Genomic DNA, 25,414 nt, shown 5'->3' on the forward strand with positions numbered 1-25,414 from the left:
GCATGCCAGCCGCCCGGCCGCTTTTCGATTACCCCAAGTATTGGGCAGAGTGCTTCGGACCGGCCCCGTTCCTGCCGATGTCCCGCGAGGAAATGGACCTGCTTGGCTGGGATAGCTGCGACATCATCATCGTCACCGGTGATGCCTATGTCGACCACCCCTCGTTCGGCATGGCTATCATCGGCCGTCTGCTCGAAGCTCAGGGCTTCCGCGTGGGGATCATCAGTCAGCCGGACTGGCAGAGCAAAGACGATTTCATGAAGCTCGGCAAGCCGAACCTGTTCTACGGGGTCGCGGCGGGCAACATGGACTCGATGATCAACCGCTATACTGCTGACCGCAAGATTCGCTCGGACGACGCGTATACGCCGGGTGGCCTGGCAGGGAAGCGGCCGGATCGCGCCAGTGTCGTCTACAGCCAGCGTTGCCGCGAGGCGTACAAGGACGTGCCGGTGGTGCTGGGCGGTATCGAAGCGTCGCTTCGCCGCATAGCGCACTACGATTACTGGCAGGACAAGGTCCGGCATTCCCTGTTGCTGGATGCCAAGGCGGACATCCTGCTGTATGGCAATGCCGAGCGCGCCATCGTCGAGATTGCTCAGCGCATCAGCCGTGGCGAAGCAGTCCAGAGCATCACGGATGTGCGTGGTACCGCTTTTGTGCGCAAGGACACGCCTGAAGGCTGGTTCGAGCTCGATTCGACGCGTATCGACCGACCGGGCAAGATAGACAAGATCATCAATCCCTACGTCAATACTCAGGACACCAGTGCCTGTGCGGTCGAGCAGGGGAAGGGTGACAGTGCGCCGGTCGCGACCGTCGATGAGGTGCAGGTCGTTCAGTTGCTGCCGCATCCGCGACTGGAGCGTGACAGAACGGTGATCCGCCTGCCGTCCTTCGAGAAGGTGCGCAACGATCCAGTGCTCTATGCCCACGCCAACCGTGTTCTGCACCTGGAAACCAACCCGGGCAACGCGCGTGCACTGGTCCAGCGCCATGCCGAGAAGGATGTCTGGTTCAACCCTCCGCCGATTCCGCTAACGACGGAGGAAATGGATTATGTATTCGGCCTTCCGTACGCCCGAGTGCCTCATCCGGCGTATGAAGGCGAGAAGATTCCGGCTTACGAGATGATTCGCTTCTCGGTCAACATCATGCGCGGGTGCTTTGGTGGGTGCACCTTCTGTTCGATTACCGAACATGAGGGACGTATCATCCAGAACCGCTCACATGATTCGATCATCCGCGAGATCGAGGAGATCCGCGACAAGGTACCGGGTTTCACCGGGGTGATCTCCGATCTTGGCGGTCCGACTGCAAACATGTATCGCATTGCTTGCAAGAGTCCGGAGATCGAGGCGGCCTGCCGCAAGCCGTCCTGCGTTTACCCGGGAATATGCGAGAACCTCAACACCGACCACTCCTCGCTGATCGGCCTGTACCGCAAGGCCCGTGAGTTGCCGGGTGTGAAGAAGATCCTCATTGCATCCGGTTTGCGCTATGACCTGGCAGTGGAGTCCCCTGAGTACGTCAAGGAGCTGGTCACCCACCATGTCGGGGGGTATCTGAAGATTGCTCCAGAACACACCGAAGAAGGGCCGCTGAGCAGGATGATGAAGCCGGGGATCGGATCCTACGATCGCTTCAAGCAGATGTTCGAGAAGTACACCAGGGAAGCGGGCAAGGAACAGTATCTGATCCCGTATTTCATCGCCGCGCATCCGGGCACCAGCGACGAAGACATGATGAATCTGGCGCTGTGGCTCAAGCGTAACGGCTTCCGTGCTGATCAGGTCCAGGCGTTCTACCCGTCGCCGATGGCTACCGCCACCGCCATGTACCATTCCGGCAAGAATCCGCTGCGCAAGGTGACCTACAAGAGCGATGGCGTGAACGTGGTGAAGGGTGAACGTCAGCGTCGACTGCACAAGGCGTTCCTGCGCTACCACGACCCCAAGAACTGGCCGTTGCTGCGCGAGGCGTTGCAAGGCATGGGCCGCGGCGATCTGATCGGCAACAGCAAGCAGCACCTGGTCCCTACCCATCAGCCTGCCGGGGAGTCCTATCACAGTGCGCGGCGCAAGAACTCTACGCCTGCGGGCAGCCGCAAGGCCGGCAGAATACTGACCCAGCACACCGGGCTGCCACCGCGTGATACCGGCGCAGGCAAGAAGCCACGCAAGGGTTCGCGCCCGGCACGCTGATGTCTATCACGGCTATTGAGTAAAGCTGCTGGCGACGGGCTACCGCGCACACTAGTCTCTCCCTGTCACTCAGGGAGAGGCTGTCATGATTCCTATACATCTGCTGGTAAGACTGTTCGCCGAGTATGCCGCGGCATCGGCCGGCAGCTCGATCGAGGCGGAAACCGGCTGGTGACTCAATCTCAGGAGCTGGTCGCGTCGTTGGTCTTGCGCTGCGTCCAGTAACCGATCTGCTCGCGTAGCTGCGTCAGCTCAACCGGTTTTGCCATGTGCCCGTTCATGCCCATACGCCGCGCGCGTTCGCGATGTTCCGGCAGGATATGCGCGGTCAGCGCGATGATAGGCACCGCGTGCATGCCGTTCGCCTGCTCCCATTGGCGGATCTCTCCGGCGGCGGTGAAACCGTCCATTTCAGGCATTTCGCAGTCCATCAGTATGAGATCATATGTGCCGTTTCGCGCTGCCTGCACGGCTTCGCGACCATTCGACACCGTGTGACAGTCGACCTTCAGCTTGTGCAGCATCCCCCGGATCACCTTGGTGGAAATGGCATTATCCTCGGCAACCAGAACCCGAAAACCTGTTTCCGAGACCGCTGTGTCCGAGGCGACCAGGACGCTCTCCGTCGGTTGTTGCAATTGCTTCTGATGGTTGGCCCACTCATCGATGAGGGTAGCGCGCAATGTGTATCCGGCGACCGGCTTGCTGAGAATCCGGCGAATCCCGGCGTTGCGCGCCACGATGCGGCTGGGGACCTGGTTGACCCCGGTGAGCATGATGATCAGCAGGTCGCCGCGAATCGCCGGATCGTCATGGATGCGGCCGGCCAGCTCGAGTCCGGTCATGCCCGGCATCGACTGATCCACCAACAATACGTCGAACGGTGCGTTGAGGCTTGCCTGGGTGCGAAGCATGGCGAGTGCCTCCTTGCCTCCCGACGCACATTGCGCTTGCATGCCCCAGGCTCCCAGCTGCTGCTGCAACACCTTGCGGCAGGTGGCGTTGTCATCGACGATCAGCACATGACGATCGATCAGGCCCTGGCCGCCGGTGTCTGGCTCGGTATCGCCCGCAACCGAGGAGTCCGGCAAGGTCAGCCAGACCGTCGTGCCCTGTTCAGAGGCGTACTTGATGCCGACCTGCCCGCCCATCATCCCTACCAGCTGGCGAGCGATCACCAACCCCAGGCAGCCGGTGGCGCTGGCCTGGTCGAACAGACGGGCGGCATCGCCGGCAGGTCCGGTCAGGCTTGCCCGGGCCTCGGCAGACAGACCGGAGCCGGTGTCCTGCACCGCGAAGCGCAGCAGAGGCTCACCAGCCGGAGATCGTTCCTGACCGACCACAAGCACGATTTCGCCCTGTGCGGTGGACTGCAAGGCATTGGCGAGCAGGTTGAGGAGCACCTGCCGCAAGCGAGTCGGATCGCCCACTACAGTGCGTGGAACGCCGGGATGAACGAAACCGATCAGTTCTATGGTCTGGCTGTCCGCGCGCCCGCGAAAAATATCGAGGCAGTCGTTGATCAATGCATGCAGATCGAACTGGACGCTGTCGAGCACCAGTTGGCCTGACTCCAGCCTGGACATGTCGAGCACTTCGTTGATCAGGCTGAGCAGGTCATTGCCCGAGCTGTGGATGGTCTGGACGTAATCGCGTTGCTTGGCGGAAAGCGCGGTATCAAGCAATAGCTCGGTCATGCCCAGTACTCCGTTCATGGGCGTACGGATTTCGTGACTTATGCGTGCAAGAAATTCGCTTTTCGCTCGCGTCTCGGCCTGATGCATGGCCTCGGCGTGCCGCTCGGTATGATCGCGGGCGACGCGTTGCTGCAACCGTTCGAACAGGCGCCAGGCGTAGCCGATCAGCGCGGCCCAAAGCGCCAGATCCGACAGCTGCTCGGCAAGGCTACGCGGCAGCGCACTCAGCTCGAAAGCCCAGCTGACGAGCAACAGCAGGTGGCCGGCAAACAGCGGTCTGCTGAACGGAGCCCGGTTGTACCAGCAGTAAGCGGTCGCGCCCATGGCGACGGCAGGCACGCCCACGCGCGCGCAGTCGACCACGACTTGCGCCGCAGCCGGCCACAGATTGACGGTCAAGATGGTGCCGGCGGTCAGCACGGCGATGAGCGCGTCTGTCTGTCGCCGCACTCGTCGATCTTCGGTGAACAGGCGTACCAGCAGCAGGCCGATGCAGCCCAGCGCGGCGAGCCGCAGTGAATCCTGCAGGGAGGCAGGATGCAGCGGAAGCAATTGCTCCAGCCAGTCCACCCGTACAAAGGTATTCAGCGCAACCAGCGCCGCGGCTGCGGCAAGATACAGATGCAGCCTTTCGCGGCCGAGCAGACCCTGCAGCAGTCCATGGAGCACCAGCGACAGCAGCAAGCCGGCAAGTATGCCCTGCAGGGCCTGGTGCCAACCGTGTTCAAGCGTGGCGGTGCGCGGATCGGTAAGGGCTACGCGGGTGCGGACGGGGTATTCGCTCGCGAGACGCAGGTAAACCGTCTGAGCACTGGGGTCGACGTCTGCAGTGGCGAGCGAAAATGCAAATCCGGGGTAGGGGAGCGCCCTGTCTGTGTCCGATTCGACGGCGGCGCCGGCGCGATAGGTAGCGGTTGAAGCGGCAGCCACCTGATGGACAGTCACCGAGTCAATCAGCGGATTGTCGATCGTCAGTACCGGAGCCTCGATGCCGGCAGTAAGCTCCACCCAGAGTGCGGCAGGTTTTTCCGGCAGCGTCTGCAAGCTGTCAGGCGATGGCGTGAAGCGATTGGCGTAGCGGTTGGAGAGCACGTCCTCCAGCGTCAGGTCGCCGCTGGTATCGACAAAGGTCCGGTAGGCGACGGGCTCAACGGCGGATGCGGTGACCGGCGACAGCGAGATGATGCTCAGCAGGGAACTGATTACAAGCCAGCCTAGGTACTTCACTGTCGGGGGTGTCCTGTCCTTGGCCTCGATTCGATGGGGCACGCCAACCTTGCGGCCGGGTGCGCATCAGTATACCCCAACCAGGTACAGTCGCCGATAAACGCCGACCCGCCGGGCGATAGCCGGTTGGGCCGGCTACGGTCAGGCTAGGCCTCTTCCCGGGCAATGGCCCGGTAGCCGATGTCCGTCCGGTAGAAGGAACCCGGCCAGCTGATGCATTCGGCGAGTCGGTAGGCCTGCTGCTGTGCAGAGCGGACGCTATCGCCGAGCGCTGTCGCACATAACACTCGGCCGCCACTGGTAACGATGTCGTCTCCCCGCAGACCGGTACCGGCATGAAATACCTTCCCATCCAGCCCCGCTGCGCGCGGCAGTCCGTCAATGACATCGCCCTTGGCGTAGTCAGCCGGATACCCCCCTGCAGCCAACACCACGCCCACGCTGCAGCGTGGGTCCCACTGGGCTTGCACCTGATCAAGACGCTCGTCCAGCGCGGCTTCGACCAGTTCGACCAGGCTGGTCTGCAGACGCAGCATGATCGGTTGCGTCTCTGGGTCACCGAATCGGCAGTTGAACTCGATGACCTTGGGTGCGCCATGCTCATCGATCATCAATCCGGCGTAGAGGAAGCCGGTGTATCGGTTCCCCTCGGCTGTCATGCCGCGCACAGTTGGCCAGATTACCTCGTCCATCACTCGGGCGTGGACGTCATCGGTCACCACCGGCGCGGGCGAATAGGCGCCCATGCCGCCGGTATTCGGGCCGCTGTCGCCGTTCCCGACGCGCTTGTGATCCTGGCTGGTGGCCATCGGCAGCACATGCTCACCATCCACCATAACGATGAAACTGGCTTCCTCGCCGGTCAGGAATTCCTCGATCACCACGCGTGACCCTGCCTCGCCGAAGGCATTGCCGGCGAGCATGTCACGTACGGCGGCTTCCGCTTCCTCGATCGTCATCGCGACGATGACGCCCTTCCCGGCGGCCAGGCCATCGGCCTTTATCACGATAGGCGCGCCTTTTTCGCGGAGATAGGCGAGGGCTGGATCGATCTCGGTGAAGTTGCAGTATTCCGCGGTAGGGATCCTGTGGCGGGCGAGGAAATCCTTGGTGAATGCCTTCGATCCTTCCAGCTGTGCCGCTCCTGCCGAGGGGCCGAAGATGGGCAGATCGCGAGTGCGGAACAGGTCCACCACCCCCTTTACCAGTGGTGCTTCGGGGCCGACGATCGTCAGCTGCACGTTCGCTGCGGCGAAATCCGCCAGCTGCTCGAGCGCCAGCACATCAATGGCGACGTTTTCGCACTTCGCTTCCGTAGCCGTGCCGGCATTCCCGGGGGCGACAAACACTGTTTCGACGCGCTCGTCCTGCGCTACCTTCCAGGCCAGGGCGTGCTCGCGGCCACCGCTGCCAATTATCAATACGTTCATGCAAGCAACCTGCTTTGATTAAGGAAACCGTGTTTAGGCTTCAGACTTGACGTGGTCGAGCGCTACGCTTCAATCAGCCTTCCAGCCTTCCAGCCTTCCAGCCTTCCAGCCTTCCAGCCTTCCAGCCTTCCAGCCCAAGCCCAAGCCCAAGCCTGCAGCGCGACTCAATGTTTGAAGTGGCGCATGCCGGTAAACACCATCGCCATACCCGCTTCGTCGGCCGCAGCAATGACCTCCGCATCGCGCATCGAGCCGCCCGGCTGAATCACGGCGCTGATGCCCGCCTTGGCAGCGTTGTCGATGCCGTCCCGGAAGGGAAAGAAGGCGTCGGATGCCATGACTGCGCCGCGCACTTCCAGCCCCGCATGCTCGGCCTTGATTGCGGCGATGCGCGCCGAGTTGACTCGGCTCATCTGGCCGGCCCCGACGCCAATGGTCTGCCGTGCCTTGGCGTAGACAATAGCGTTGGACTTGACGAACTTGGCGACCTTCCAGGCGAAGATCAGGTCATGGATCTCCTGCTCGGTCGGTGCGCGACGGGTGACCACCTTGAGGTCGTCTGCTGTGATCATCCCGATATCGCGGCTCTGCACCAGCAGACCGCCGTTGACGCGCTTGAAATCCCAATCAGCGGAACGTTGCGCCGCCCATTCGCCGCATTCGAGCAGGCGAACATTGGTCTTGGCCGCGACGGCGTCACGCGCTGCCTGAGAGATACGCGGCGCGATGATCACCTCGACGAACTGGCGTTCGACGATTGCTCGCGCGGTCTCGCCATCCAGCTCGCGGTTGAAGGCGATGATGCCGCCGAATGCCGATTCGCTGTCCGTGGCGTAGGCCAGATCGTAGGCCCTGGCAATGCCGCCGTCTTCCTCTGGCACCACTGCGACGCCGCAGGGATTGGCATGCTTGACAATGACGCAGGCTGGCTTGGTGAAGCTCTTCACGCATTCCAGCGCCGCATCGGTATCGGCAACGTTGTTGTAGGACAGCTCCTTCCCCTGCAGCTGAGCGGCTGTCGCGATACTCGCCTCGGCGGGCTGTGCCTCACGATAGAACGCCGCGGACTGATGCGGGTTTTCGCCATAGCGCATGTCCTGCGCCTTGATGAACTGACTGTTGAAGGTGCGCGGAAAGCTGGTGCGCTCATCGGTGCTGAGTGTTTCCCGCGTCTGCTCGATGGTGCCCAGGTAGTTGGCAATCATTCCGTCGTAGGCAGCGGTATGCTCGAACGCTTTCAGCGCCAGATCGAAGCGCTGGGCGTAGGTGAGACCGCCGCCCTTGAGCCCATCGATGACCGCCGGATAGTCGCCTGCGTTGACCACGATGGCGACGTCCCGGTGATTCTTGGCCGCCGATCGAACCATCGTCGGTCCGCCGATATCGATATTTTCGATGGCGTCTGCCAGCGTGCACCCTGGCTTGGCCACCGTCGCGGCGAACGGATAAAGATTGACCACGACCATGTCGATCGGCTGGATCCCGTGCTCCTGCATTACCGCGCCGTCCCGGTCGCGCCGTCCGAGGATGCCGCCATGAATCTTCGGATGAAGCGTCTTCACCCGGCCGTCCATCATCTCCGGGAAGCCGGTGTAGTCCGCTACTTCCACGGCTTCGATGCCCTGCTCGCGCAGAAGCTTGAAGGTGCCGCCGGTCGAGAGAATCTCGACGCCAAGAGCTGCCAGTTCACGGGCGAATTCTACGATGCCGGTCTTGTCGGAGACGCTGACAAGCGCACGGCGTATCGGGAGGCGGGTGGTTTGGTCGGTCATCTTGGATCCAGGATTGGTTTCAGGTGGTGGTGATTGCTAGTGAGTTCGCTCTAAGCTGAGGGCTTGAGGCTGGGAGGTCATGCCCGCAAGCGGAGATTTGTTCCGGGGGCGCTGAACACCCGCAAAACGGTTCTTTTCAAGCCTTCAGCTTTTCAGCCCTGCGCCGCAGGCGCCGGGTTCTAAAGCAACCCGTATTGCTTGAGTTTCTTTCGCAAGGTGCCGCGATTCAGACCGAGCACTTCCGACGCTCGCGTCTGGTTGCCCTTGACGTAATGCATGACGCTCTCGAGTAGCGGCGCTTCAACTTCCGCCAGGACCATATCGTAGACGTCGGTGACGTCCTGCCCATCAAGATGCTCGAAGTAGTTTCGCAGCGCCTGCTCCACGCAGTCGCGGAGCGTTTGTTCCCGGCGGCGGGCGTCTTCCGATACGCCGGCCGGACTTGTCTCAGGGCTTTGGGTCACAGGAAGCGTTCCGTCGTTCACAAATGGGTTCATTGAGTTCATGCCGCCAGGTCTCCTTCCAGCAAGCGGTTGAAGTGTTCTTCGATGCTCTGTCGCTGTCGGGCGGCGCAGTCGATCCTGTTGAAGCTCCGCCGGAATGCTGCCGCATCAGGCAGCGTCTCCAGATACCAGCCCACGTGCTTGCGGGCAATTCTTGCCCCATGCTCCAGGCCGTAAAACGCATGCAGGGCATCAAGATGCTCCAGCAGAATGTCGCGCTGCCAGCTTAGCTCTGGTACGGGGAGCCTGCAGCCGGTTTCCAGATAATGGGTGATCTCGCGAAAAATCCACGGACATCCCTGTGCGGCACGGCCAATCATCACGGCGTCCGCACCGGTATGCTCGAGCACCATCCGGGCCTTTTCAGGTGACGTGATATCGCCATTGGCGAACACCGGGATGCTGATAGCCTGCTTTATGGCGGCAATGGTGTCGTATTCTGCCTGGCCGGTGTAGAGCTGATCGCGCGTGCGGCCATGCACCGCCAGCGCCTGAATGCCGCTCTGCTCGGCGATTCGGGCGATCTGCAGCCCGTTGCGTTGCTCGCTGCACCAGCCGGTACGAATTTTCAAGGTGACAGGAATGCTGACCGCCGACACTACCGCTTCAAGGATCTCGCCGACGAGCACTTCATCGCGCATCAGCGCCGAGCCGGCGGCCTTGTTGCAGACCTTCTTGGCCGGGCAGCCCATGTTGATATCGATGATCTGTGCGCCGAGTGCCTGGTTGCACCGCGCAGCCTCAGCCATCATCTGCGGATCGCCGCCAGCAATCTGTACCGAGCGGGGTTCGCCTTCGCCGGCGTGATCAAGGCGCTGGCGCGACTTGCGAGTATTCCACAGGCGGGTATCGCTGGTGACCATCTCGGATACCACCAGCCCTGCGCCCAGCCTCCGGCAAAGCTGCCGGAACGGTCGGTCGGTGACGCCAGCCATGGGGGCGAGAATCACGCGGTTGGTTAACTGGTACGGTCCGATACGGATCACTGCATGGTCCATCCCTGTCTGTCCAAACGTTGATGCACGCCCGCGCGACGCCTGGGCGTCGGGATGGGCTTTTGTGAAAAAGGGCAGTAATCATACCCGCTAAGTGTTGCCGTATAAAGACTCGGCTGGCTGAATCTTGAGCAGCTCGTCCGAGCTGCGTCGAACCCTAGCGGGCCTCGAACTCCAGTGTGTAGCTGACTGCCTGCGGCCCCGGATCGAGCATGCTGAGGGCGACGCGGATCGGCACCTGGGGCGGCATCAGTTCGGCGCCGGCCAGCTCGCCCGACAGGTATTCGTCAGGACGGAAGCGTCGGGAGGCCACTTCGCGGCCCTGGGAGTCGGTGAACTGCATCAGCAGAACGGGGAAGGGTTGTGAGTAATCGGCGCGGTTGTACAGCATGGCATCGATCGCCAGCGCGTTGGGGAATTCAGGATGCGGTCTTACCAGCAGGTTGCTGCTGCGAAGTTGACTGACGTCGACCTGCGCCGGCAGATCGCACCCGGCAAGGAGGCATGCCGATTCCAGCCACGACCGCGTTTGCTGATCGCGCGAGAGGGCATCGAAGTTGTAGTAGACGTATTGCGCGACCAGGCCGATCGCTGCCAGTACACAGAGCATCAGCCACAGTCCGGTTCTTTTCTTCCTCGGGGGTCTGCGGTCTTCGGCGTCGAGATACAGGGGTTCGTCATGCAGATCGGGCAGTGCATAGAGCGTGCCCAGCCCGGGTTCACGTCGCTGACTCAGCCCGGCATCGTTCGCGTCCAGCGGCAGGCTGCGCTGCCGCGTACGTGCACTGTCACGCAAAAACACGCCGTGGTCGTCATCATCTTCTGCCAGGGGGCGCAGCGGACCGATATGCAGCTCGTCGGGGCGTTGGCGATCGACATGGACGTCCGCTGGGCGTGCCTCGTCGTCGAGGGGCAACACGGGTTCAGCCTGCGGGCCAAAATCGCGAGCGGGTGCGCTGGCAATGAAGTCTTCATGCAGATCGAGAGACGGCTCCTCGTCCCTGAGCGCCGCTGCATCGACCGTGGGCGGTGCCTGCTCGATATCATCGGTGAGCTCGGGTAGCCCGTCTTCGTTATTGGCCAACTCTGCATCCAGTGCGGCCCAGAATCCGTCGTCGTCCTCTTCCTCGACCGTATGCAGTACCGGCCATTCATCGATCTTCGCAAGGTCCAGCGGCTCCAGCTCTGGGTCTGGTTCAGGCTCTGGCTCTGGCTCTGGCTCGGCGATCGGTTCGGGCGCCGGTTCGGGTTCCGATACCGGCTCCGGGGGCGGCACGGGCGCGCGCTCCGGCTCGGGCTCTTGCTGGTCGGCTGGCCTCACTTCTGGCGCCTGATCAGGCTCGGCTGTCGCTTCAGGATCCGACTCCAGATCAAATTCAAACGCTGATTCGTCCAGCTCCTCAATCCGGTCGTCGTGTGCCAATCCTCGGGCGGGCGTGCGCGTGCCGGCTTCGGGTGGGTTGATCTCGTCCAGAATCGATTCGTCGAGGCCCAGTGCCCCGAGGTCCATCTCGTCGTAATCCATGTCGTCATGGATCATCAGTGATTGCTGTCTGTTCTCACTGGCTGTCGCTTGCGCCGCAGGTCTACCGGTATTCGTTGGTCCAGAGTCGGGCGCCGGATCGACCCGGGCATTGAAGACGCGCAGGCAGGCCCCGCAGCGAACATTGCCCGCGGCAGCCTGCAGCTGTTCCTGTGACAGCCGAAAACGGGTCTGACAGTAGGGACATTGCGTAACCAGCGATTCGCTCATAAAGGCGGTGGTTCCTGTTGGTTCGGCATGCAAGCGTACGCCCGGGACCGGGTATTGTGCCTTTGAAAACGGTCGGCTGTCACCGTCGCCGGGTGCCGCTTATTCGTATCCAGCCATCTCGTTCGGCCACCGGATCGAGCTCGAATTCCCCTCGATACGCTTTCAATATCTCGTCGGTCTGTTCGGCGAGGATCCCCGACAGGGCCAGCCGCCCGCCGGGCTTTACCAGCGCGGTCAGTTGTTCCGCCAGTGCGACCAGCGGACCGGCGAGAATATTCGCCACCAGCACGTCCGCCGGGTGCTGCGGCATTGCCTCCGGCAGGTAGAGAGCAAATCGGTCCTCGGCAATTGCGTTGCGTCCGGCGTTGTCGCGCGACGCCTCCAGCGCCTGTATGTCGATGTCGGTGCCGCGCGCATGTCGAGCGCCCAGCAGCAGCGCTGCGATGGCGAGGATGCCGGAGCCGCAGCCGAAATCGATAAGGTCCCTGTCGCTGAGAGGTTCCGCATCAAGCCACTCGAGGCACAGCGCAGTGGTTGGATGGGTGCCTGTGCCAAAGGCCAGACCCGGATCCAGAAGGAGGTTCACGGCTGCCGGCTCGGGCGCGGCGTGCCAGCTGGGAACGATCCACAGCCGCTGGCCGAAACGCATCGGCTGAAAGTTGTCCATCCAGCTCCGTTCCCAGTCCTGGTCTTCGACCTGCTCGAGCTGATACTTCGGTAGCTCCCCCTGCCACAGCAGGCGCAGATGACTGACGAGCGCGTCGGCATCCGTATCGCCTTCGAACAGCGCCATGAGATGAGTGTTGGACCACAGTGGAGTGGTCCCCAGATCGGGTTCGAAAATCGGCTGATCTTCGGCGTCCATGAAGGTGACCGACACGGCGCCGAGGCCGAGCAGCATGTCTTCGAGCTGCTGGGCCTGGTCTGGAGCAATGGCAAGGCGCAGTTGTAACCAGGACATGCAAAGGTTCCTTCGGAACAGCTTCAAGCGAAAAGCTTCAAGCCAAAAGAAAGAGGGAGCGACCTGGTCGCTCCCCAATGGAATAACCCGCGTGCGGCTGGCAGTTCGCTAGTGAATACCCAGCTTGTGCTCGAGGTAGTGGATGTTCACGCTCCCCTTGCAGAATTCCGGATCGCGAACCAGTTCTCTGTGCAGCGGCGTATTGGTCTTGATCCCGTCGACTACGAGTTCTTCCAGCGCATTGCGCATTCGTGCCAGCGCTTCGTCGCGGGTCGCGCCGTAGGTGATCAGCTTGCCGACCAGCGAATCGTAGTTCGGCGGAACCTTGTAGCCGCTGTACAGGTGCGAATCCACCCGGACACCATTGCCACCCGGAGCATGGAAGAATGTAACCGTACCCGGACTGGGCATGAACGTCCGCGGATCTTCGGCATTGATCCGGCATTCCAGCGCGTGGCCACGAATGGTCACGTCCTTCTGGCTGATGCTCAGCTTGTTACCGGCCGCGACGAGGATCTGTTCCTTGACGATGTCCACACCGGTGACCATCTCGGACACCGGGTGCTCGACCTGTACGCGGGTATTCATCTCGATGAAGAAGAACTGTCCGTTTTCGTACAGAAATTCGAAGGTGCCGGCGCCGCGGTAACCCAGATCAATGCACGCCTGGACGCACCGCGCCTGAACTTCGGCGCGAGCCTTCTCGTCGATATTCGGTGCCGGTGCCTCCTCGATGATCTTCTGATGGCGGCGCTGCAGTGAGCAGTCGCGGTCGCCAAGATGCACCGCATTGCCCTGACCGTCGGACAACACCTGGACTTCGATGTGGCGCGGATTGGTCAGAAACTTTTCCAGATACACCACAGGATTACCGAACGCGGCACCGGCTTCGCTGCGGGTCATGCCGATCGACTTGATCAGGTCAGCCTCGTCATGCACAACGCGCATGCCACGCCCGCCGCCGCCACCGGCGGCCTTGATGATCACCGGATATCCCACGCGCTGACCGATGCGCAGACACTCTTCCTCATCGTCTGGCAGCGGTCCGTCAGACCCGGGTACCGTGGGGACGCCAGTCTTTTTCATCGCCGCGATCGCCGAAACCTTGTCGCCCATCAGGCGAATCACCTCGGCACTGGGGCCGATGAAGGTAAAGCCCGAGCGTTCGATCTGTTCGGCAAAGTCGGCATTTTCAGCGAGAAAGCCGTAACCCGGATGAATGCCATCGGCGCCGGTGACTTCAGCGGCGCTGATGATGGCCGGAATGTTCAGATATGAATCAATGGCCGGCGCCGGGCCGATGCAGACCGACTCGTCGGCCATCGCCAGGTGCATCAATTCGCGGTCTGCCGTGGAATGCACGGCAACGGTCTTCAACCCCAGTTCCTTGCACGCACGAATCACGCGCAGGGCAATTTCACCGCGGTTGGCTATCAGTACTTTTTGCATCGCAGCCTCCAGGCCGGGCTCAGGCGATGCTGAACAGCGGTTGGTCGAATTCCACCGGCTGGCCGTTTTCCGCCAGGATGGACTGAATGACGCCGCTCTTGTCGGCCTCGATGTGGTTCATCATCTTCATGGCTTCGACGATGCACAGTACGTCACCGGCCTTGACGCTCTGGCCCACTTCGACGAAGGAGGCGGCAGTCGGCGACGGCGAGCGGTAGAAGGTGCCGACCATGGGTGAGCGAACCACATGGCCGGAGGGCTCTGCCGGCGGTGTATCGACCAGCGCAGCCGGTACGCTCGGCGCTGCTGCCGGGGCCGGAGGTGGCGGAGCCTGGAAGTATTGTTGCGGGGCGGCAGCCTGCTTGCTGTGTCGGCTGATCCGGACGGATTCTTCGCCTTCGTGAATTTCCAGCTCGTCGATGCCGGATTCTTCAAGAAGCTCGATCAGTTTTTTTACTTTGCGGATATCCATTGATAGGTGCGCTCCAGAGCAGATTAATCGCGTTTGGCTTGTTCGATACGGTGTACAGCGGCTTGCAGGGCCAGCTCGTAGCCCTGGGCGCCAAGGCCGCAGATCACTCCTTCGGCAACGTCCGAGAAGTACGAGTGATGGCGGAACGGCTCGCGCTTGTACACATTGGATAAATGAACTTCGATGAATGGGATGCTCACCGCCAGCAACGCGTCACGTATTGCGACGCTGGTATGGGTGAAAGCAGCCGGGTTGATCAGGATGAACTCGATCGCTTCGTCGCGCGCAGCGTGAATTCGCTCGACCAGTTGATGTTCTGCATTGCTTTGCAGCCAGTCGAGTTGGTGACCCATGGCGCTTGCCAGGTCGGTCAGGCGCTGATTGATCTGCGCCAGCGTCACCGCGCCGTAAAGACCCGGTTCACGGGTGCCGAGAAGATTCAGATTGGGTCCGTGCAGGACCAGTATGCTCGCCATTGTTATTCCACGCGTGCGTGACTGTTCGGTCAAATCAGGGCCGCAGTGTGCCGCAATCGAAAAGGGCTGTCCATAACCCGAAGATTAACATCAGATGCCTGCATGATTGCAGCAGGAAGGCGAAAAATCTACTGGCCCGATAGCGAGTCCAGGCGGCTTAGCATGTCGGCGCTATCTATTTCGCCTGGCAGACGTAGCGCTGGAACCTCGCTGCCATCGTCAGCATAGAACAGGAAAACGGGCGGCCCGAACAATTGGTTGTCGGTCAACCAGGCGCGTTGGTCGGCCGTGTTGTCCGTGAGATCGAGACGAATCCTGGCGACGTCCTGCAAACGTGCCTGCACCTGCGGATCGCCCAGAACGCGCCGTTCGATGATCTTGCAGCTGATGCACCAGTCGGCATACAGCTCCAATACCGCAGGTCGCCCAGCTTGCTCGGCACGCGCGAGCTCCTGCTCCAGCTCACTGCGACTTTCGACAGTGGTGAAGAACTCGCTGCCGACGGCGGCGCTGGGCGTGCCGCCATCAGCGAAGGGCTGCAGTGGGCGCAACGGATCGTGGCCGCCGGCGAGCGCACCGGCCAGGGCGGCGAGACTATAGAAGGCGGCGAGCAGGGCAAGCGCCTGACTGAAACGACCCCAGCCGCTTCGCGGCGCCCGCTCGAACAGTCCCAGTTGCACTGCCAGCCCGGCGAAGAGCGCGCTCCATAGGGCCAGGCTCAGGGAGCCAGGCAGAATGCGTTCCAGTAACCAGATGGCCACGCCGAGCAGACCGAAGCCGAACAGCTGCTTGACGCTGTTCAGCCACGGCCCGGACCTGGGCAGCAGCGCGTTGCCGAACACCGCGACCAGCAACAGCGGGATACCCATGCCCAGCGCCAGACTGAACAGACGCAGCGCACCGCCGAGCGCGTCGCCGGTGGCGCTGATATACACCAGGGCGCCGGCCAATGGTGCCGAGATGCACGGCGATACGACCAGTGTCGACAGCGCCCCCATCAGCGCAGCGCCGGGAATCGAGCCGCCGCGGGTACGGCTGCCGAGCCGCTCGAGCGGCTCGCGCAGGGCGGCCGGCAGGCGCAGGTCGAACAGTCCGAACATGGCCAGGGCGAACAGCGCAAACAGGACGGCGAACACGCCGAGTAGCCATGGTGATTGCATGCGCGCCTGGATGTTGAGCGCTGCCCCGAAGACCCCGATCAGTGCGCCGACGGCGGCGAAGGTGATCGCCATACCCAGGACGTAACTGGTGGACAGCACCAGCGCCCGCGGTCGATCGATATGCTGGCGCCCCAGGACCAGACTGCTGAGAATGGGCAGCATGGGGAGCACGCAGGGTGTGAAGGTCAGGCCCAGACCGGCAAGGAAGAACAGCAGAAGTGCCAGACCGGTACCTTCCGCGGCGCCGGACGTTTCTGACGGCTGCGCTGTCGCGGCGGTCGAGGTGCTTCCATCGCCAATGCCGATCGTCACCGTTTCCGGCGGGTAACAGAGCCCTGCGTCAGCGCAACCCTGGAAAGTCAGTCGCAGTGTCTCCACGGAGGCGTCGGCCGCCAGTTCGAGGTCGACATCCAGCGAGTTGTAATACACCTCCACTTCGCCGAAATACTCATCGGTCTTCGGTTGCCCGGCCGGCAGCCTGATCGCCTTGATCGCATCGGCAGCGCCCGGGACTTCGAATCCCAGACGATGCCGGTACAGGTAGTAGCCGGGAGGCATGTCGAAGCGAACGCGCAGAAGATCAGGGGCACGCTGCTCTACGGAGGGTCGGAAGGCTTCGTGCACGGGAAGGAAGTCGGCCTGCCCGCTGCTGCCTTCAAACAGGCTGCTGCCGCCGGGCTCGTCGCCACTGAACTGAGCCTGGGCAAGCGGCACGCATAACAGACACAGAAGTAGCAGATAACGGTGGAACAGCATGATGAACCCGGGCACAGGAAGAAGCGGTCATCATAATGCTTCGCTGCTGGCTTGCCGAGGGCGAATCTGTCGCAGGGTCGGACTGCGCGTTCGCCCGCCGCCATGACTTCTGAATTACCTGAGGCGCGCCGGTGTCCTAGTGGTGTCCGGGTGGTATGCTGGGCGGGAGTTGCTAAGGAGCGGAATGATGAAATTCGGTCGAAACAGAGTATCAGGTACCAGTGGTTCGCTAAGCTCGAGTCCGCATGGCCGCTCGATAGGAATCGCGCTGGTCGTGCTGCTGGCAATCTACCTGCTGATATGCCTGATACTCGGCTGGTACTGGAGCCGCGAGCCGGATCTGGAGCCGCTTGCTCCCACACCCGGGCCGGATACCACTCTGGTGGTAGGGTCGACTACTGCCCGAACCGTTCACGGGTTGATGTACACGTTGCTGCAGAAACCGGGTGGATTTACCGGTAATGACATAGCGCCGCCCGGCTTGTGGATGGACAACATGCCGAACTGGGAATTCGGCGTGCTGGTGCAGGTGCGCGACATGTCGCGGGCGATGCGACGGGATATGGCCCGTTCGCAGTCGCAGTCGCAGGAAGATCCGGATCTGGCGCTCGCCGAGCCACGCTTCAATTTCGACAACAACAGTTGGATGTTCCCGGGCAGCGAAAGCGAATACCGATCCGGTCTGCGTGCGCTGAATCGCTACATCCGCCGCCTCGAGGCCGGGGAAGCGAACTTCTACGCACGTGCAGACAACCTGGCGAGCTGGATCGGCGATTCGAGCACTCGTCTGGGCTCGCTTTCACAGCGGCTGTCGGCGAGCGTCGGGCGCGCCGAAGTAACCGAGGACGGCCGTCAGTACCGCAAGACCCCCTGGCTGGAAATCGACGACGTGTTCTTCGAGGCGCGCGGCTCGGCCTGGGCGCTTCTGCATCTGATGCGTGCCGTGGAGCACGACTACGCGGATGTACTCGAGCGCAAGAACGCCATGACCAGCCTGCAACAAATTATACGCGAGCTTGAAGCGACTCAGCGGCCATTGCGCAGCCCGGTGATACTCAACGGGAGCGGAATGGGCGTATTGGCCAACCATTCGCTGGTCATGGCCAACTATCTCTCTCGCGCCAATGCGGCGATGATCGATCTGCGTCGGCTGCTCGAGCAGGGTTAGGCATGGATGAGCGTTCGATAAGCGCCTATCTGGCGCGCTCTGCCGCAGAGGACGTCTTTCACGTCAATGAGCGCGACGAGCCACTGGGTGTGGTGAGTCGCGCGACCATTCAGCGAGACAAGCTGATCACTCGCAGCACGTTCGTGTTCGTCTTCAATTCGCAAGGCGAGCTGTGCATGCACCGTCGTACGTTGCACAAGCGCCTCTATCCGGGGTTCTGGGATGTGGCGGCAGGCGGTGTGGTTAGCGCAGGTGAAAGCTATGCGGATGGTGCGCGGCGGGAACTGGCCGAGGAGCTTGGCGTCAGCGGCGTGCCGCTTGAGGAGCATTTTCGGTTCTTCTACGACTCGCCGGAAAGCCGTCTCTGGGGCGCGGTGTTCAGCTGCGTCTGGGATGGCCCCATCATCATGCAGCCGGAAGAGGTGCTGGAGCTCCGCTGGATCGACCCCCGCGGCGACTGGCGGCGCAAAGATGAACACTATTCGCCGGACTCCCTGCATGCGCTTGAGCTGCTGTTGAATGCTGGCGCGGAGATCCCGGGGGATGAATAAGCCTAAAAAGGGTCTGGATTCGCTGGGCGGCCTGGTGTTTTCCACCGACAGCGGCCGCATGTGCCCCGCCTGCCGGGAACCGTCGACGGCGTGCCGCTGTGCGGAGGTCGCCCTGCCGCAGGGCGACGGCGTTGCACGTGTTCGTCGCGAAACCAAGGGCCGCGGCGGCAAGACCGTCACCACAATCAGCGGTCTCATCCTTCCTGCCGATGAGCTCAAGTCATTGGCGAAGCAGATGAAGGCCCGCTGCGGCTGTGGCGGGTCGCTCAAGGACGGGGTCATCGAGATCCAGGGCGATCAGGTCGAGCTGCTGTGCCAGTGGCTGGGCGAGCGGGGTTTCAAGGCCAAGCGATCCGGCGGCTGATCATTTTGCGGCTCACTGATCTGGCGGCTGACTGGCGATCGCCCATCACCCAGCGTCAGGTGTGGGCGCTGGCTGTGCCGATGATCCTTTCCAATATCAGCGTGCCGCTGGTAGGGCTTGTCGATACCGCGGTCATCGGGCATATGGATGCTGCCTATCATCTGGGCGGCGTGGCGGTGGGTACGACGCTGATCACCTTCGTACTCTGGGCTGCCGGCTTTCTGCGCATGGGCACTACCGGGTTCGTCGCCCAGGCCTGGGGGCGTGGCGATGGCGACGCGCTGCGTCTGCTGCTGGCTCAGTTGCTATGGCTGGCGGTGCTGCTGGCGCTGGCCGTCTGGTTGCTGCGCGAACCGCTGCTCGCCGCCGGGCTGCATTTCATCGATGCCAGCCCGGAGCTGATTGGCGAGGCACGGCGCTACGTAGACGTTCGGCTGCTAAGCCTGCCGGCAGCGCTGGCCAACTTCGTGCTCATCGGTTGGTTCATCGGCGCCGGGGTAGGCCGGGCACCGATGATGCTTCTGCTCGCCGTCAATCTGACCAACCTGGTCCTCGACATCGTGCTGGTCGTCGGTCTCGACTGGGGCGTGGCGGGGGCTGCCTGGGCCACCGTTGCCGGCGATTACTGCGGGTTGCTGCTCGGCTTCTGGCTGCTGCGGCCACTGCTGGCCAAGGTCCCCGGTCGGCTGGACTGGCGAGCTGCCCTCTGCCTGCGCGGCGCGATGCCACTGATGCAGGTCAATCGCGACATTCTCATCCGGACCCTGGCACTGGAGTCGGTGTTCTATCTCATGGTTGCGCAGGGTTCGGAATACGGCGACGCAGTCATCGCGGCCAACGCCGTGCTGCTGAACTTTCTGCTCGTCACCTCGCACGGGCTTGATGGTCTGGCCCATGCGGTCGAAGGGCTCGGCGGGAGCGCGATAGGCGCGAGGGATCGCCAGCGGTTGCGGCGCGTGCTGGTAGTGGCGACCGGTTGGTCGCTGATCCTGAGTCTGGCATTCGTTCTTGCATTCACCCTGTTCGGCGAGCAGATCGTCAATGGCCTTACGGATATCGAGTCGGTGCGCTCGACTGCGCAACACTATCTTCCTTGGATGGCGTGGCTACCGCTGGTGGCGGTCTGGGGCTATCTACTGGACGGCTTGTTTATTGGCGCGACCCGGGCGCGGGCCATGCGCAACGCCATGCTGATCTCGGTGGGGCTGGTCTACGTACCCACCGCATGGCTGTTCTGGGGAGCCGGCAACCATGCACTATGGTTCGGCTTTCACGTGTTCATGCTGGCACGAGGACTGACGCTGGGCAGCTGGTTCGTCTGGCTCTGGCAACATGATCGGTGGATTACGGACGATCAGTCTGACGCCGGTACCAGCCACCAATGCAGATAGCGGCCGAGATGACGGTAAGCCGGGTGAGTGCTGAAGTGCAGTTCGCGGGCGATGACCTCCTCCAATTCGGCCTGGGCCTTGAACGGCTCGTGCATGTAGTCATGGAACACCCGTATGCCTGTTTCGCCCCTGCACTGCAGTCCTGCTTCGGCTACCCACCGGGCTACATCCCGAGGGTCCAGCGGCTGCTGGGGCGTCAGGCTGCGTCGTCCCTCGCCAGCCAGCTGGTTGCGTTCAATCTTGCGAAACTGCCCCTTGATCAGATTTTTGTAGATGAGCGCGTCGCGGTTGTAGAACGCGAGGGAAATCGCACTCCCCGGTCTGAGAAGCGAGCGCAGGCAGCGGATGGCTGCGGCCGGGTCGGCGAGCCATTCCAGTACGGCATGACAGACCACCAGATCGAACGTGTCGCCGGCGTCGGGCAATGCCTGCAAGGCACTCTGTTGAAACCGCGGTGAGTGTTCGAAGGTATGTCCGGCGAGCCGGGCGCGAGCCTGCTCGAGCATCTCCAGCGACGGATCAGTGACGGTGACTGCGTGGCCCTGCAGGGCCAGCCATTCGCTCATGTGACCGAGCCCGGCTCCTGCGTCCAGGACACGCAGCGCGTCCGCCCCGGACTGGATGGACGGCAGCCACTCGCTCAGGTCCCTGGTCAGGACGGCCAGGCGCACGGCTCCCTTCGGGCTGTCGTAGATCTTGCGGGCGAAGTGCGCGCCGAGCTGGTCGAAGTGGCGATCCATTGGATGGTGCGTCCAAGACTGAGGGGCTGGGAAAGGGTAACCGAAAGCCAACGGGCGGGCATAAAAAAAGCCAGCTTGTGGCCGGCTTTTCAACGGGGCGAAACGCTTATTTTTGGTAAGCGTTTACTGCCTTAACAATTTCCGCACGGGCTTCTTCAGCGCTGCCCCAGCGGTCGATCTTCACCCATTTGCCAGCTTCGAGATCCTTGTAATTCTCGAAGAAGTGCTGAATCTGCTGGATCAGCAGCTCGGGAAGATCGGTGTATTCCTTGATGTCACGGTACAGCACGCTGAGCTTGTCGTGCGGTACGGCGATCAGCTTGGCATCGCCACCGCCATCGTCGGTCATGTGGAGTACACCCACCGGGCGGGCGCGGATCACAGCGCCAGGCGTAACCGGGTGCGGCGTCACGACGAGCACGTCAAGCGGGTCGCCATCGTCGGCCAGCGTGTTGGGGATGTAACCGTAGTTGGCCGGATAGAACATCGGCGTAGCCATGAACCGGTCGACGAACAGGGTGCTGCTGTCCTTGTCGATTTCGTACTTGATCGGCGCGTGATTGGCCGGGATCTCGATGGCGACGTAGATGTCGTTGGGTACGTCTTTGCCTGCGGGGATCTGGTCGTAGCTCATGTTTTACCTGATTCGGGCATTTGGAAGGGATTACTGAACAACCGTCTGACCGGCGACCGCCGCAGGAGTTCTTCACTAAGCCCTCGAAAACTGGCCGAGATTATAGGGGCTAACCGGGCGGATACCAAGCGATTCGGAATAGAACCATGGTCTTACAAGCGAAACGGTAATAACGCAGGTGGGCCGGCGGGCGCGTCGGGCAAAGGCCGCCACGCGGGGCGGCCTTTCAACTACCTCAGACCTTGAACGGCTGCAGCTTGCGCTCGACCGAAATCTTCTTCAGACGAACGTAGTCGGGCATGCCATTCTTGAACGGGGGCACATCTTCGCCCTGAATCAGCGGCGACAGGTACCGACGGCACGCATCAGTAATGTGAAAGCCGTCGTCGGTGATGAAGTCGCGCGGCATGAACTTCTCAACGTTGGCGACATCCTTCAGCGGAGCCTCGATGATGTCCCACCGATAGGGCTGGTCTTCAAGACGGCGGATGGCCGGCATGATTGCGTTCTTGCCTTCCAACGCAATACGTACCGCAGCCTGACCCAGTGCGTACGCCTGCTCGACGTCAACCTTCGAGGCGATGTGACGTGCAGCGCGCTGCAGGTAATCAGCCACGGCCCAATGATATTTGTAGCCCAGCTCGTCCTTGACCAGCTTGGCGATGGTCGGTGCAACACCACCCAGCTGGGCGTGACCGAAAGCGTCGGTCAGGCCCGACTCGGACAGGAACGTGCCATCGGCGTTCTTGATGCCCTCGGAGACGCCGATCACGCAGTAGCCGTACTGCTCGACGCACTCCTTGACCCGTGCCAGGAATGCCGGCTGGTCGAAATCGATTTCCGGAAACAGCAGGATGTGCGGTGGCTGACCTTCGCCTTCGGCGGCCAGACCGCATGCGGCAGTGATCCAGCCGGCGTGGCGACCCATCACTTCAAGGATGAATACCTTGGTGGAGGTGGCGGACATCGAGTCGACATCGAAGCCCGCTTCGCGAATGGAGGTGGCAACGTACTTGGCCACCGAGCCAAAACCCGGGCAGCAGTCGGTGATCGGCAGGTCGTTGTCCACGGTCTTGGGTACGTGGATGGCCTGGATGGGGTAGCCCATGGTCTCGGCCAGCTGGGATACCTTCAGGCATGTATCTGCCGAGTCGCCGCCACCGTTATAGAAGAAGTACCCGATGTCGTGCGCCTTGAATACCTCGATCAGACGCTCGTACTCCGCGCGGTTGGCTTCCAGGCTCTTGAGCTTGTAGCGGCAGGAGCCGAACGCGCCGGACGGCGTGTGGCGCAGTGCCGCGATATCGGCAGTGGATTCTTCGGTGGTATCGATCAGGTCTTCAGTCAGGGCGCCGATGATGCCGTTGCGACCGGCGTAGACCTTGCCGATCTTGTCCGGATGCTGGCGAGCCGCTTCGATAACGCCGGCAGCCGACGCGTTGATGACGGCGGTTACGCCGCCGGACTGGGCATAGAAGGCATTCTTGACGGTCATGCGGACTCCATGTGTAAAGCTGTTGGCCTGTGCTGATAGCCGTTCCCTGCAACGTCCGTATCGGTGAGCATTGCGTGTGAGGCGGGTGGCGCTCGGCGAAATCGCGGCATCATAGCCCAATGCCGCATCCTTTGCATGGACCACCGCCGGGCGCTAATGTTGCACCGGCGTGCGTGATAGTATCGCGACACGCTGATTGCGAAACGAATACACCCTTTCTGGATCGACCATGCACCTGCACATCCTCGGTATCTGCGGCACCTTCATGGGCTCACTGGCTTTGCTGGCGCGAGAGCTCGGACATACCGTCAGCGGCTCGGATGCCAACGTCTACCCGCCGATGAGCACCCAGCTCGAAGCTCAGGGTATCTCCCTGATGGAGGGCTACAGGGCTGAACATCTGGAGCCAGCTCCGGACCTGGTGGTGATCGGCAATGCGCTGTCACGTGGCAACCCGGCGGTGGAATATGTTCTGGACAAGGGACTGCCTTATGTATCGGGCCCGGAGTGGCTCGCGCGCCATGTGCTGCAGGATCGCTGGGTACTCGCGGTAGCGGGCACGCACGGCAAGACAACGACATCCAGTCTGCTGGCATGGATCCTCGAGCATGCCGGCATGGCCCCCGGCTTCCTGATCGGTGGCGTACCGCAGAATTTCGGTATTTCCGCGCGGTTAGGCGAGACGCCCTTCTTTGTCGTCGAGGCCGATGAGTACGACAGCGCCTTCTTCGACAAGCGTTCGAAATTCGTGCACTACCGCCCGCGCACCGCGATCCTCAACAATCTCGAATTCGACCACGCGGACATCTTTCCGGATCTGGCCGCCATCGAGCGCCAGTTTCATCACCTTGTCCGGACAGTGCCGGCATCCGGGCTGATCATTTATCCGCAGCAGGACGTAGCCTTGCAGCGGGTCATCGGCATGGGCTGCTGGACGCCTAGACAGACTACCGGCGAGGGCGGGCAGTGGCAGGCCAGGCTGAACGAGGCTGACGGATCACGCTTCGAGGTGGTGCTAGATGGTGAGTCGGTTGGCGAGGCGTGCTGGGACCAGACTGGCGCGCACAGCGTGGCCAATGCCCTGGTTGCCCTGGCGGCGGCCCGTCATGTCGGCGTGACGCCGCAGCAGGGCATCGCCGCGCTGGCATCGTTTCGCAGCGTCAAGCGACGGATGGAGAAGCTGGCCGAGATAGACGGCATTATCGTGTATGACGATTTCGCCCATCATCCGACGGCCATCGCTACCACGCTCGCGGGGCTGCGTGCACGGATAGGCGACGCGAGGCTCATCGCGATCATAGAACCCCGCTCCAACACCATGCGCCTCGGCAGCCACATGCAGGCGCTGCCGGGCAGTGTTGCGCAGGCCAGCGAGGTGATCTGGTACCAGCCCGACGGGCTGGACTGGTCGCTTGAAGGCGTGGTCGAAGCCAGCCCGGTGCCGGCGCGGGTTGAAAGCAGTATCGAACGCATCATCGAGCAGGCCACTGCGAGTGCGGAGCCGAATACGCACATTGTCATCATGAGCAATGGCGGGTTCGCCGGTATTCACCAGCGGCTGGTGCGTGCTCTGGAGAGCAAGCATGGGTGAGCGTCGTGTCACGCTGGCGGTAACCGGCGCCTCGGGGTCCCAGTATGCGCTGCGATTGCTGGATTGCCTCGTGCGGGCCGACGTGCAGGTCGCCTTCCTCATTTCTCAGGCTGCGCAACTGGTCATGGCGACCGAAACGGACGTCGAGCTGCCGGCCAAGCCACAGGCGATGGAAGGCTTTCTGACCGAGCGTTATCAGGCGCAGCCTGGCCAGATAAGGGTATACGGCAAGCAGGACTGGATGGCGCCAGTGGCCTCCGGCTCCGGTGCGCCGAGTGCAATGGTGGTGTGCCCGTGCTCCACCGGCAGCCTGTCGGCGATCGCCACAGGTGCGAGCAACAATCTGATCGAGCGCGCCGCGGATGTGGCCTTGAAGGAGCGGCGCAAACTGATCCTGGTGCCTAGAGAAGCGCCGTACTCCACGGTACACCTGGAAAACATGCTCAAGTTGAGCCAGATGGGCGCGGTGATACTGCCCGCGAGTCCCGGGTTCTACCACAAGCCACAGAGTATCGAGGATATGATCGACTTTGTCGTCGCGCGTATCCTGAATCAGCTGGAATTGCCTCAGCAGCTGCTGCCTGCCTGGGGTGAACAGGCCGGGCGCTGAGGCCCGGCCAACTGG

At 62.2% G+C, this 25,414-nt stretch carries 21 protein-coding genes; 7 read left to right on the forward strand and 14 right to left on the reverse strand.

Annotated features, from left to right (window positions below; genetic code table 11):
* The first annotated feature begins 2 nt into the window (after positions 1 to 2).
* Positions 3 to 2,204, forward strand: coding sequence for a YgiQ family radical SAM protein (locus KEM63_RS04005; protein WP_223655812.1), 2,202 nt, complete (start codon positions 3 to 5; stop codon positions 2,202 to 2,204).
* A gap of 182 nt (positions 2,205 to 2,386) precedes the next feature.
* On the opposite strand, the gene KEM63_RS04010 is transcribed toward KEM63_RS04005, so the two are convergent.
* The 11 genes from KEM63_RS04010 to dsbD all read right to left on the reverse strand — a co-directional run bounded on the left by KEM63_RS04010 (position 2,387) and on the right by dsbD (position 16,855).
* Positions 2,387 to 5,128: a response regulator gene (locus KEM63_RS04010; protein WP_223654912.1), complete on the reverse strand. Its 2,742-nt coding sequence runs from the start codon at positions 5,126 to 5,128 to the stop codon at positions 2,387 to 2,389.
* A 146-nt stretch (positions 5,129 to 5,274) separates the two neighbouring features.
* Complete coding sequence (gene purD, locus KEM63_RS04015) at positions 5,275 to 6,558, reverse strand: phosphoribosylamine--glycine ligase (RefSeq protein WP_223654913.1); 1,284 nt, start codon at positions 6,556 to 6,558, stop codon at positions 5,275 to 5,277.
* A gap of 164 nt (positions 6,559 to 6,722) precedes the next feature.
* A complete protein-coding gene (gene purH / locus KEM63_RS04020; RefSeq protein ID WP_223654914.1) occupies positions 6,723 to 8,330 on the reverse strand; it encodes a bifunctional phosphoribosylaminoimidazolecarboxamide formyltransferase/IMP cyclohydrolase in 1,608 nt (535 codons plus the stop codon).
* Between the two features lie 179 nt (positions 8,331 to 8,509).
* On the reverse strand, positions 8,510 to 8,794 hold the full coding sequence (gene fis / locus KEM63_RS04025) for a DNA-binding transcriptional regulator Fis (protein ID WP_223654915.1): 285 nt from the start codon (positions 8,792 to 8,794) through the stop codon (positions 8,510 to 8,512).
* 38 nt (positions 8,795 to 8,832) lie between these two features.
* On the reverse strand, positions 8,833 to 9,831 hold the full coding sequence (dusB, locus tag KEM63_RS04030) for a tRNA dihydrouridine synthase DusB (protein WP_267461153.1): 999 nt from the start codon (positions 9,829 to 9,831) through the stop codon (positions 8,833 to 8,835).
* A 154-nt stretch (positions 9,832 to 9,985) separates the two neighbouring features.
* On the reverse strand, positions 9,986 to 11,581 hold the full coding sequence (locus KEM63_RS04035; protein WP_223654916.1) for a DUF3426 domain-containing protein: 1,596 nt from the start codon (positions 11,579 to 11,581) through the stop codon (positions 9,986 to 9,988).
* Between the two features lie 79 nt (positions 11,582 to 11,660).
* Entirely contained in the window at positions 11,661 to 12,542 is an 882-nt protein-coding gene (gene prmA / locus KEM63_RS04040; RefSeq protein ID WP_223654917.1) for a 50S ribosomal protein L11 methyltransferase, read from the reverse strand.
* Positions 12,543 to 12,650: 108 nt separating this feature from the next.
* Positions 12,651 to 13,991 carry an acetyl-CoA carboxylase biotin carboxylase subunit gene (accC, locus tag KEM63_RS04045; protein ID WP_223654918.1) on the reverse strand — a complete coding sequence of 447 codons (1,341 nt, stop codon included), beginning with the start codon at positions 13,989 to 13,991 and terminating at the stop codon, positions 12,651 to 12,653.
* Between the two features lie 19 nt (positions 13,992 to 14,010).
* Complete coding sequence (gene accB / locus KEM63_RS04050) at positions 14,011 to 14,463, reverse strand: acetyl-CoA carboxylase biotin carboxyl carrier protein (protein WP_223654919.1); 453 nt, start codon at positions 14,461 to 14,463, stop codon at positions 14,011 to 14,013.
* 23 nt (positions 14,464 to 14,486) lie between these two features.
* The gene (gene aroQ / locus KEM63_RS04055) at positions 14,487 to 14,939 is read right to left on the reverse strand and encodes a type II 3-dehydroquinate dehydratase (RefSeq protein WP_223654920.1); all 453 of its coding nucleotides are present in this window, start codon (positions 14,937 to 14,939) and stop codon (positions 14,487 to 14,489) included.
* Positions 14,940 to 15,067: 128 nt separating this feature from the next.
* Positions 15,068 to 16,855, reverse strand: a complete 1,788-nt coding sequence (gene dsbD, locus KEM63_RS04060; protein WP_223654921.1) for a protein-disulfide reductase DsbD — start codon at positions 16,853 to 16,855, stop codon at positions 15,068 to 15,070.
* A 187-nt stretch (positions 16,856 to 17,042) separates the two neighbouring features.
* Between dsbD and KEM63_RS04065 the strand changes: the two genes are divergently transcribed.
* Genes KEM63_RS04065 through KEM63_RS04080 form a run of 4 tightly spaced genes read left to right on the forward strand, consistent with a single transcriptional unit; the run spans position 17,043 to position 20,329 of the window.
* On the forward strand, positions 17,043 to 18,023 hold the full coding sequence (locus KEM63_RS04065) for a DUF2333 family protein (protein ID WP_423747830.1): 981 nt from the start codon (positions 17,043 to 17,045) through the stop codon (positions 18,021 to 18,023).
* A 2-nt stretch (positions 18,024 to 18,025) separates the two neighbouring features.
* Positions 18,026 to 18,574, forward strand: coding sequence for an NUDIX hydrolase (locus tag KEM63_RS04070; protein WP_223654923.1), 549 nt, complete (start codon positions 18,026 to 18,028; stop codon positions 18,572 to 18,574).
* Complete coding sequence (locus KEM63_RS04075; RefSeq protein ID WP_223654924.1) at positions 18,567 to 18,938, forward strand: translation initiation factor Sui1; 372 nt, start codon at positions 18,567 to 18,569, stop codon at positions 18,936 to 18,938. The genes KEM63_RS04070 and KEM63_RS04075 overlap by 8 nt, the downstream gene beginning before the upstream one ends.
* Positions 18,939 to 18,943: 5 nt before the next feature.
* Positions 18,944 to 20,329, forward strand: a complete 1,386-nt coding sequence (locus KEM63_RS04080) for an MATE family efflux transporter (protein WP_223654925.1) — start codon at positions 18,944 to 18,946, stop codon at positions 20,327 to 20,329.
* Here KEM63_RS04080 and KEM63_RS04085 read toward each other — a convergent pair.
* From KEM63_RS04085 to KEM63_RS04095, 3 genes are all read right to left on the reverse strand, one after another.
* Positions 20,293 to 21,069 (reverse strand): methyltransferase, encoded by a 777-nt coding sequence (locus KEM63_RS04085; protein ID WP_223654926.1) that lies wholly within the window; start codon positions 21,067 to 21,069, stop codon positions 20,293 to 20,295. The two genes, KEM63_RS04080 and KEM63_RS04085, sit on opposite strands and share 37 nt — an antisense overlap.
* A gap of 106 nt (positions 21,070 to 21,175) precedes the next feature.
* Positions 21,176 to 21,703, reverse strand: a complete 528-nt coding sequence (ppa, locus tag KEM63_RS04090) for an inorganic diphosphatase (RefSeq protein WP_223654927.1) — start codon at positions 21,701 to 21,703, stop codon at positions 21,176 to 21,178.
* Between the two features lie 235 nt (positions 21,704 to 21,938).
* Entirely contained in the window at positions 21,939 to 23,198 is a 1,260-nt protein-coding gene (locus KEM63_RS04095) for a 6-phosphofructokinase (protein ID WP_223654928.1), read from the reverse strand.
* A 229-nt stretch (positions 23,199 to 23,427) separates the two neighbouring features.
* Between KEM63_RS04095 and mpl the strand changes: the two genes are divergently transcribed.
* Both mpl and KEM63_RS04105 read left to right on the forward strand, forming a co-directional pair.
* A complete protein-coding gene (mpl, locus tag KEM63_RS04100) occupies positions 23,428 to 24,789 on the forward strand; it encodes a UDP-N-acetylmuramate:L-alanyl-gamma-D-glutamyl-meso-diaminopimelate ligase (RefSeq protein ID WP_223654929.1) in 1,362 nt (453 codons plus the stop codon).
* The gene (locus KEM63_RS04105) at positions 24,782 to 25,399 is read left to right on the forward strand and encodes a flavin prenyltransferase UbiX (RefSeq protein WP_223654930.1); all 618 of its coding nucleotides are present in this window, start codon (positions 24,782 to 24,784) and stop codon (positions 25,397 to 25,399) included. The genes mpl and KEM63_RS04105 overlap by 8 nt, the downstream gene beginning before the upstream one ends.
* Positions 25,400 to 25,414: the final 15 nt, after the last annotated feature.

The sequence above is a fragment of the Halopseudomonas nanhaiensis genome, assembly GCF_020025155.1.
In the GTDB taxonomy this organism is placed as follows: Bacteria; Pseudomonadota; Gammaproteobacteria; order Pseudomonadales; family Pseudomonadaceae; genus Halopseudomonas; species Halopseudomonas nanhaiensis.

Coding starts and splice junctions, on each gene's coding strand:
- KEM63_RS04065 (WP_423747830.1), top strand. CDS start 17,043: ATGAAATTCGGTCGAAACAGAGTATCAGGTACCAGTGGTTCGCTAAGC.
- dsbD (WP_223654921.1), bottom strand. CDS start 16,855: ATGCTGTTCCACCGTTATCTGCTACTTCTGTGTCTGTTATGCGTGCCG.
- accB (WP_223654919.1), bottom strand. CDS start 14,463: ATGGATATCCGCAAAGTAAAAAAACTGATCGAGCTTCTTGAAGAATCC.
- KEM63_RS04070 (WP_223654923.1), top strand. CDS start 18,026: ATGGATGAGCGTTCGATAAGCGCCTATCTGGCGCGCTCTGCCGCAGAG.
- KEM63_RS04075 (WP_223654924.1), top strand. CDS start 18,567: ATGAATAAGCCTAAAAAGGGTCTGGATTCGCTGGGCGGCCTGGTGTTT.
- KEM63_RS04095 (WP_223654928.1), bottom strand. CDS start 23,198: ATGACCGTCAAGAATGCCTTCTATGCCCAGTCCGGCGGCGTAACCGCC.
- purH (WP_223654914.1), bottom strand. CDS start 8,330: ATGACCGACCAAACCACCCGCCTCCCGATACGCCGTGCGCTTGTCAGC.
- prmA (WP_223654917.1), bottom strand. CDS start 12,542: ATGTCCTGGTTACAACTGCGCCTTGCCATTGCTCCAGACCAGGCCCAG.
- KEM63_RS04035 (WP_223654916.1), bottom strand. CDS start 11,581: ATGAGCGAATCGCTGGTTACGCAATGTCCCTACTGTCAGACCCGTTTT.
- KEM63_RS04105 (WP_223654930.1), top strand. CDS start 24,782: ATGGGTGAGCGTCGTGTCACGCTGGCGGTAACCGGCGCCTCGGGGTCC.
- aroQ (WP_223654920.1), bottom strand. CDS start 14,939: ATGGCGAGCATACTGGTCCTGCACGGACCCAATCTGAATCTTCTCGGC.
- ppa (WP_223654927.1), bottom strand. CDS start 21,703: ATGAGCTACGACCAGATCCCCGCAGGCAAAGACGTACCCAACGACATC.
- KEM63_RS04085 (WP_223654926.1), bottom strand. CDS start 21,069: ATGGATCGCCACTTCGACCAGCTCGGCGCGCACTTCGCCCGCAAGATC.
- purD (WP_223654913.1), bottom strand. CDS start 6,558: ATGAACGTATTGATAATTGGCAGCGGTGGCCGCGAGCACGCCCTGGCC.
- dusB (WP_267461153.1), bottom strand. CDS start 9,831: ATGGACCATGCAGTGATCCGTATCGGACCGTACCAGTTAACCAACCGC.
- accC (WP_223654918.1), bottom strand. CDS start 13,991: ATGCAAAAAGTACTGATAGCCAACCGCGGTGAAATTGCCCTGCGCGTG.
- mpl (WP_223654929.1), top strand. CDS start 23,428: ATGCACCTGCACATCCTCGGTATCTGCGGCACCTTCATGGGCTCACTG.
- KEM63_RS04005 (WP_223655812.1), top strand. CDS start 3: ATGCCAGCCGCCCGGCCGCTTTTCGATTACCCCAAGTATTGGGCAGAG.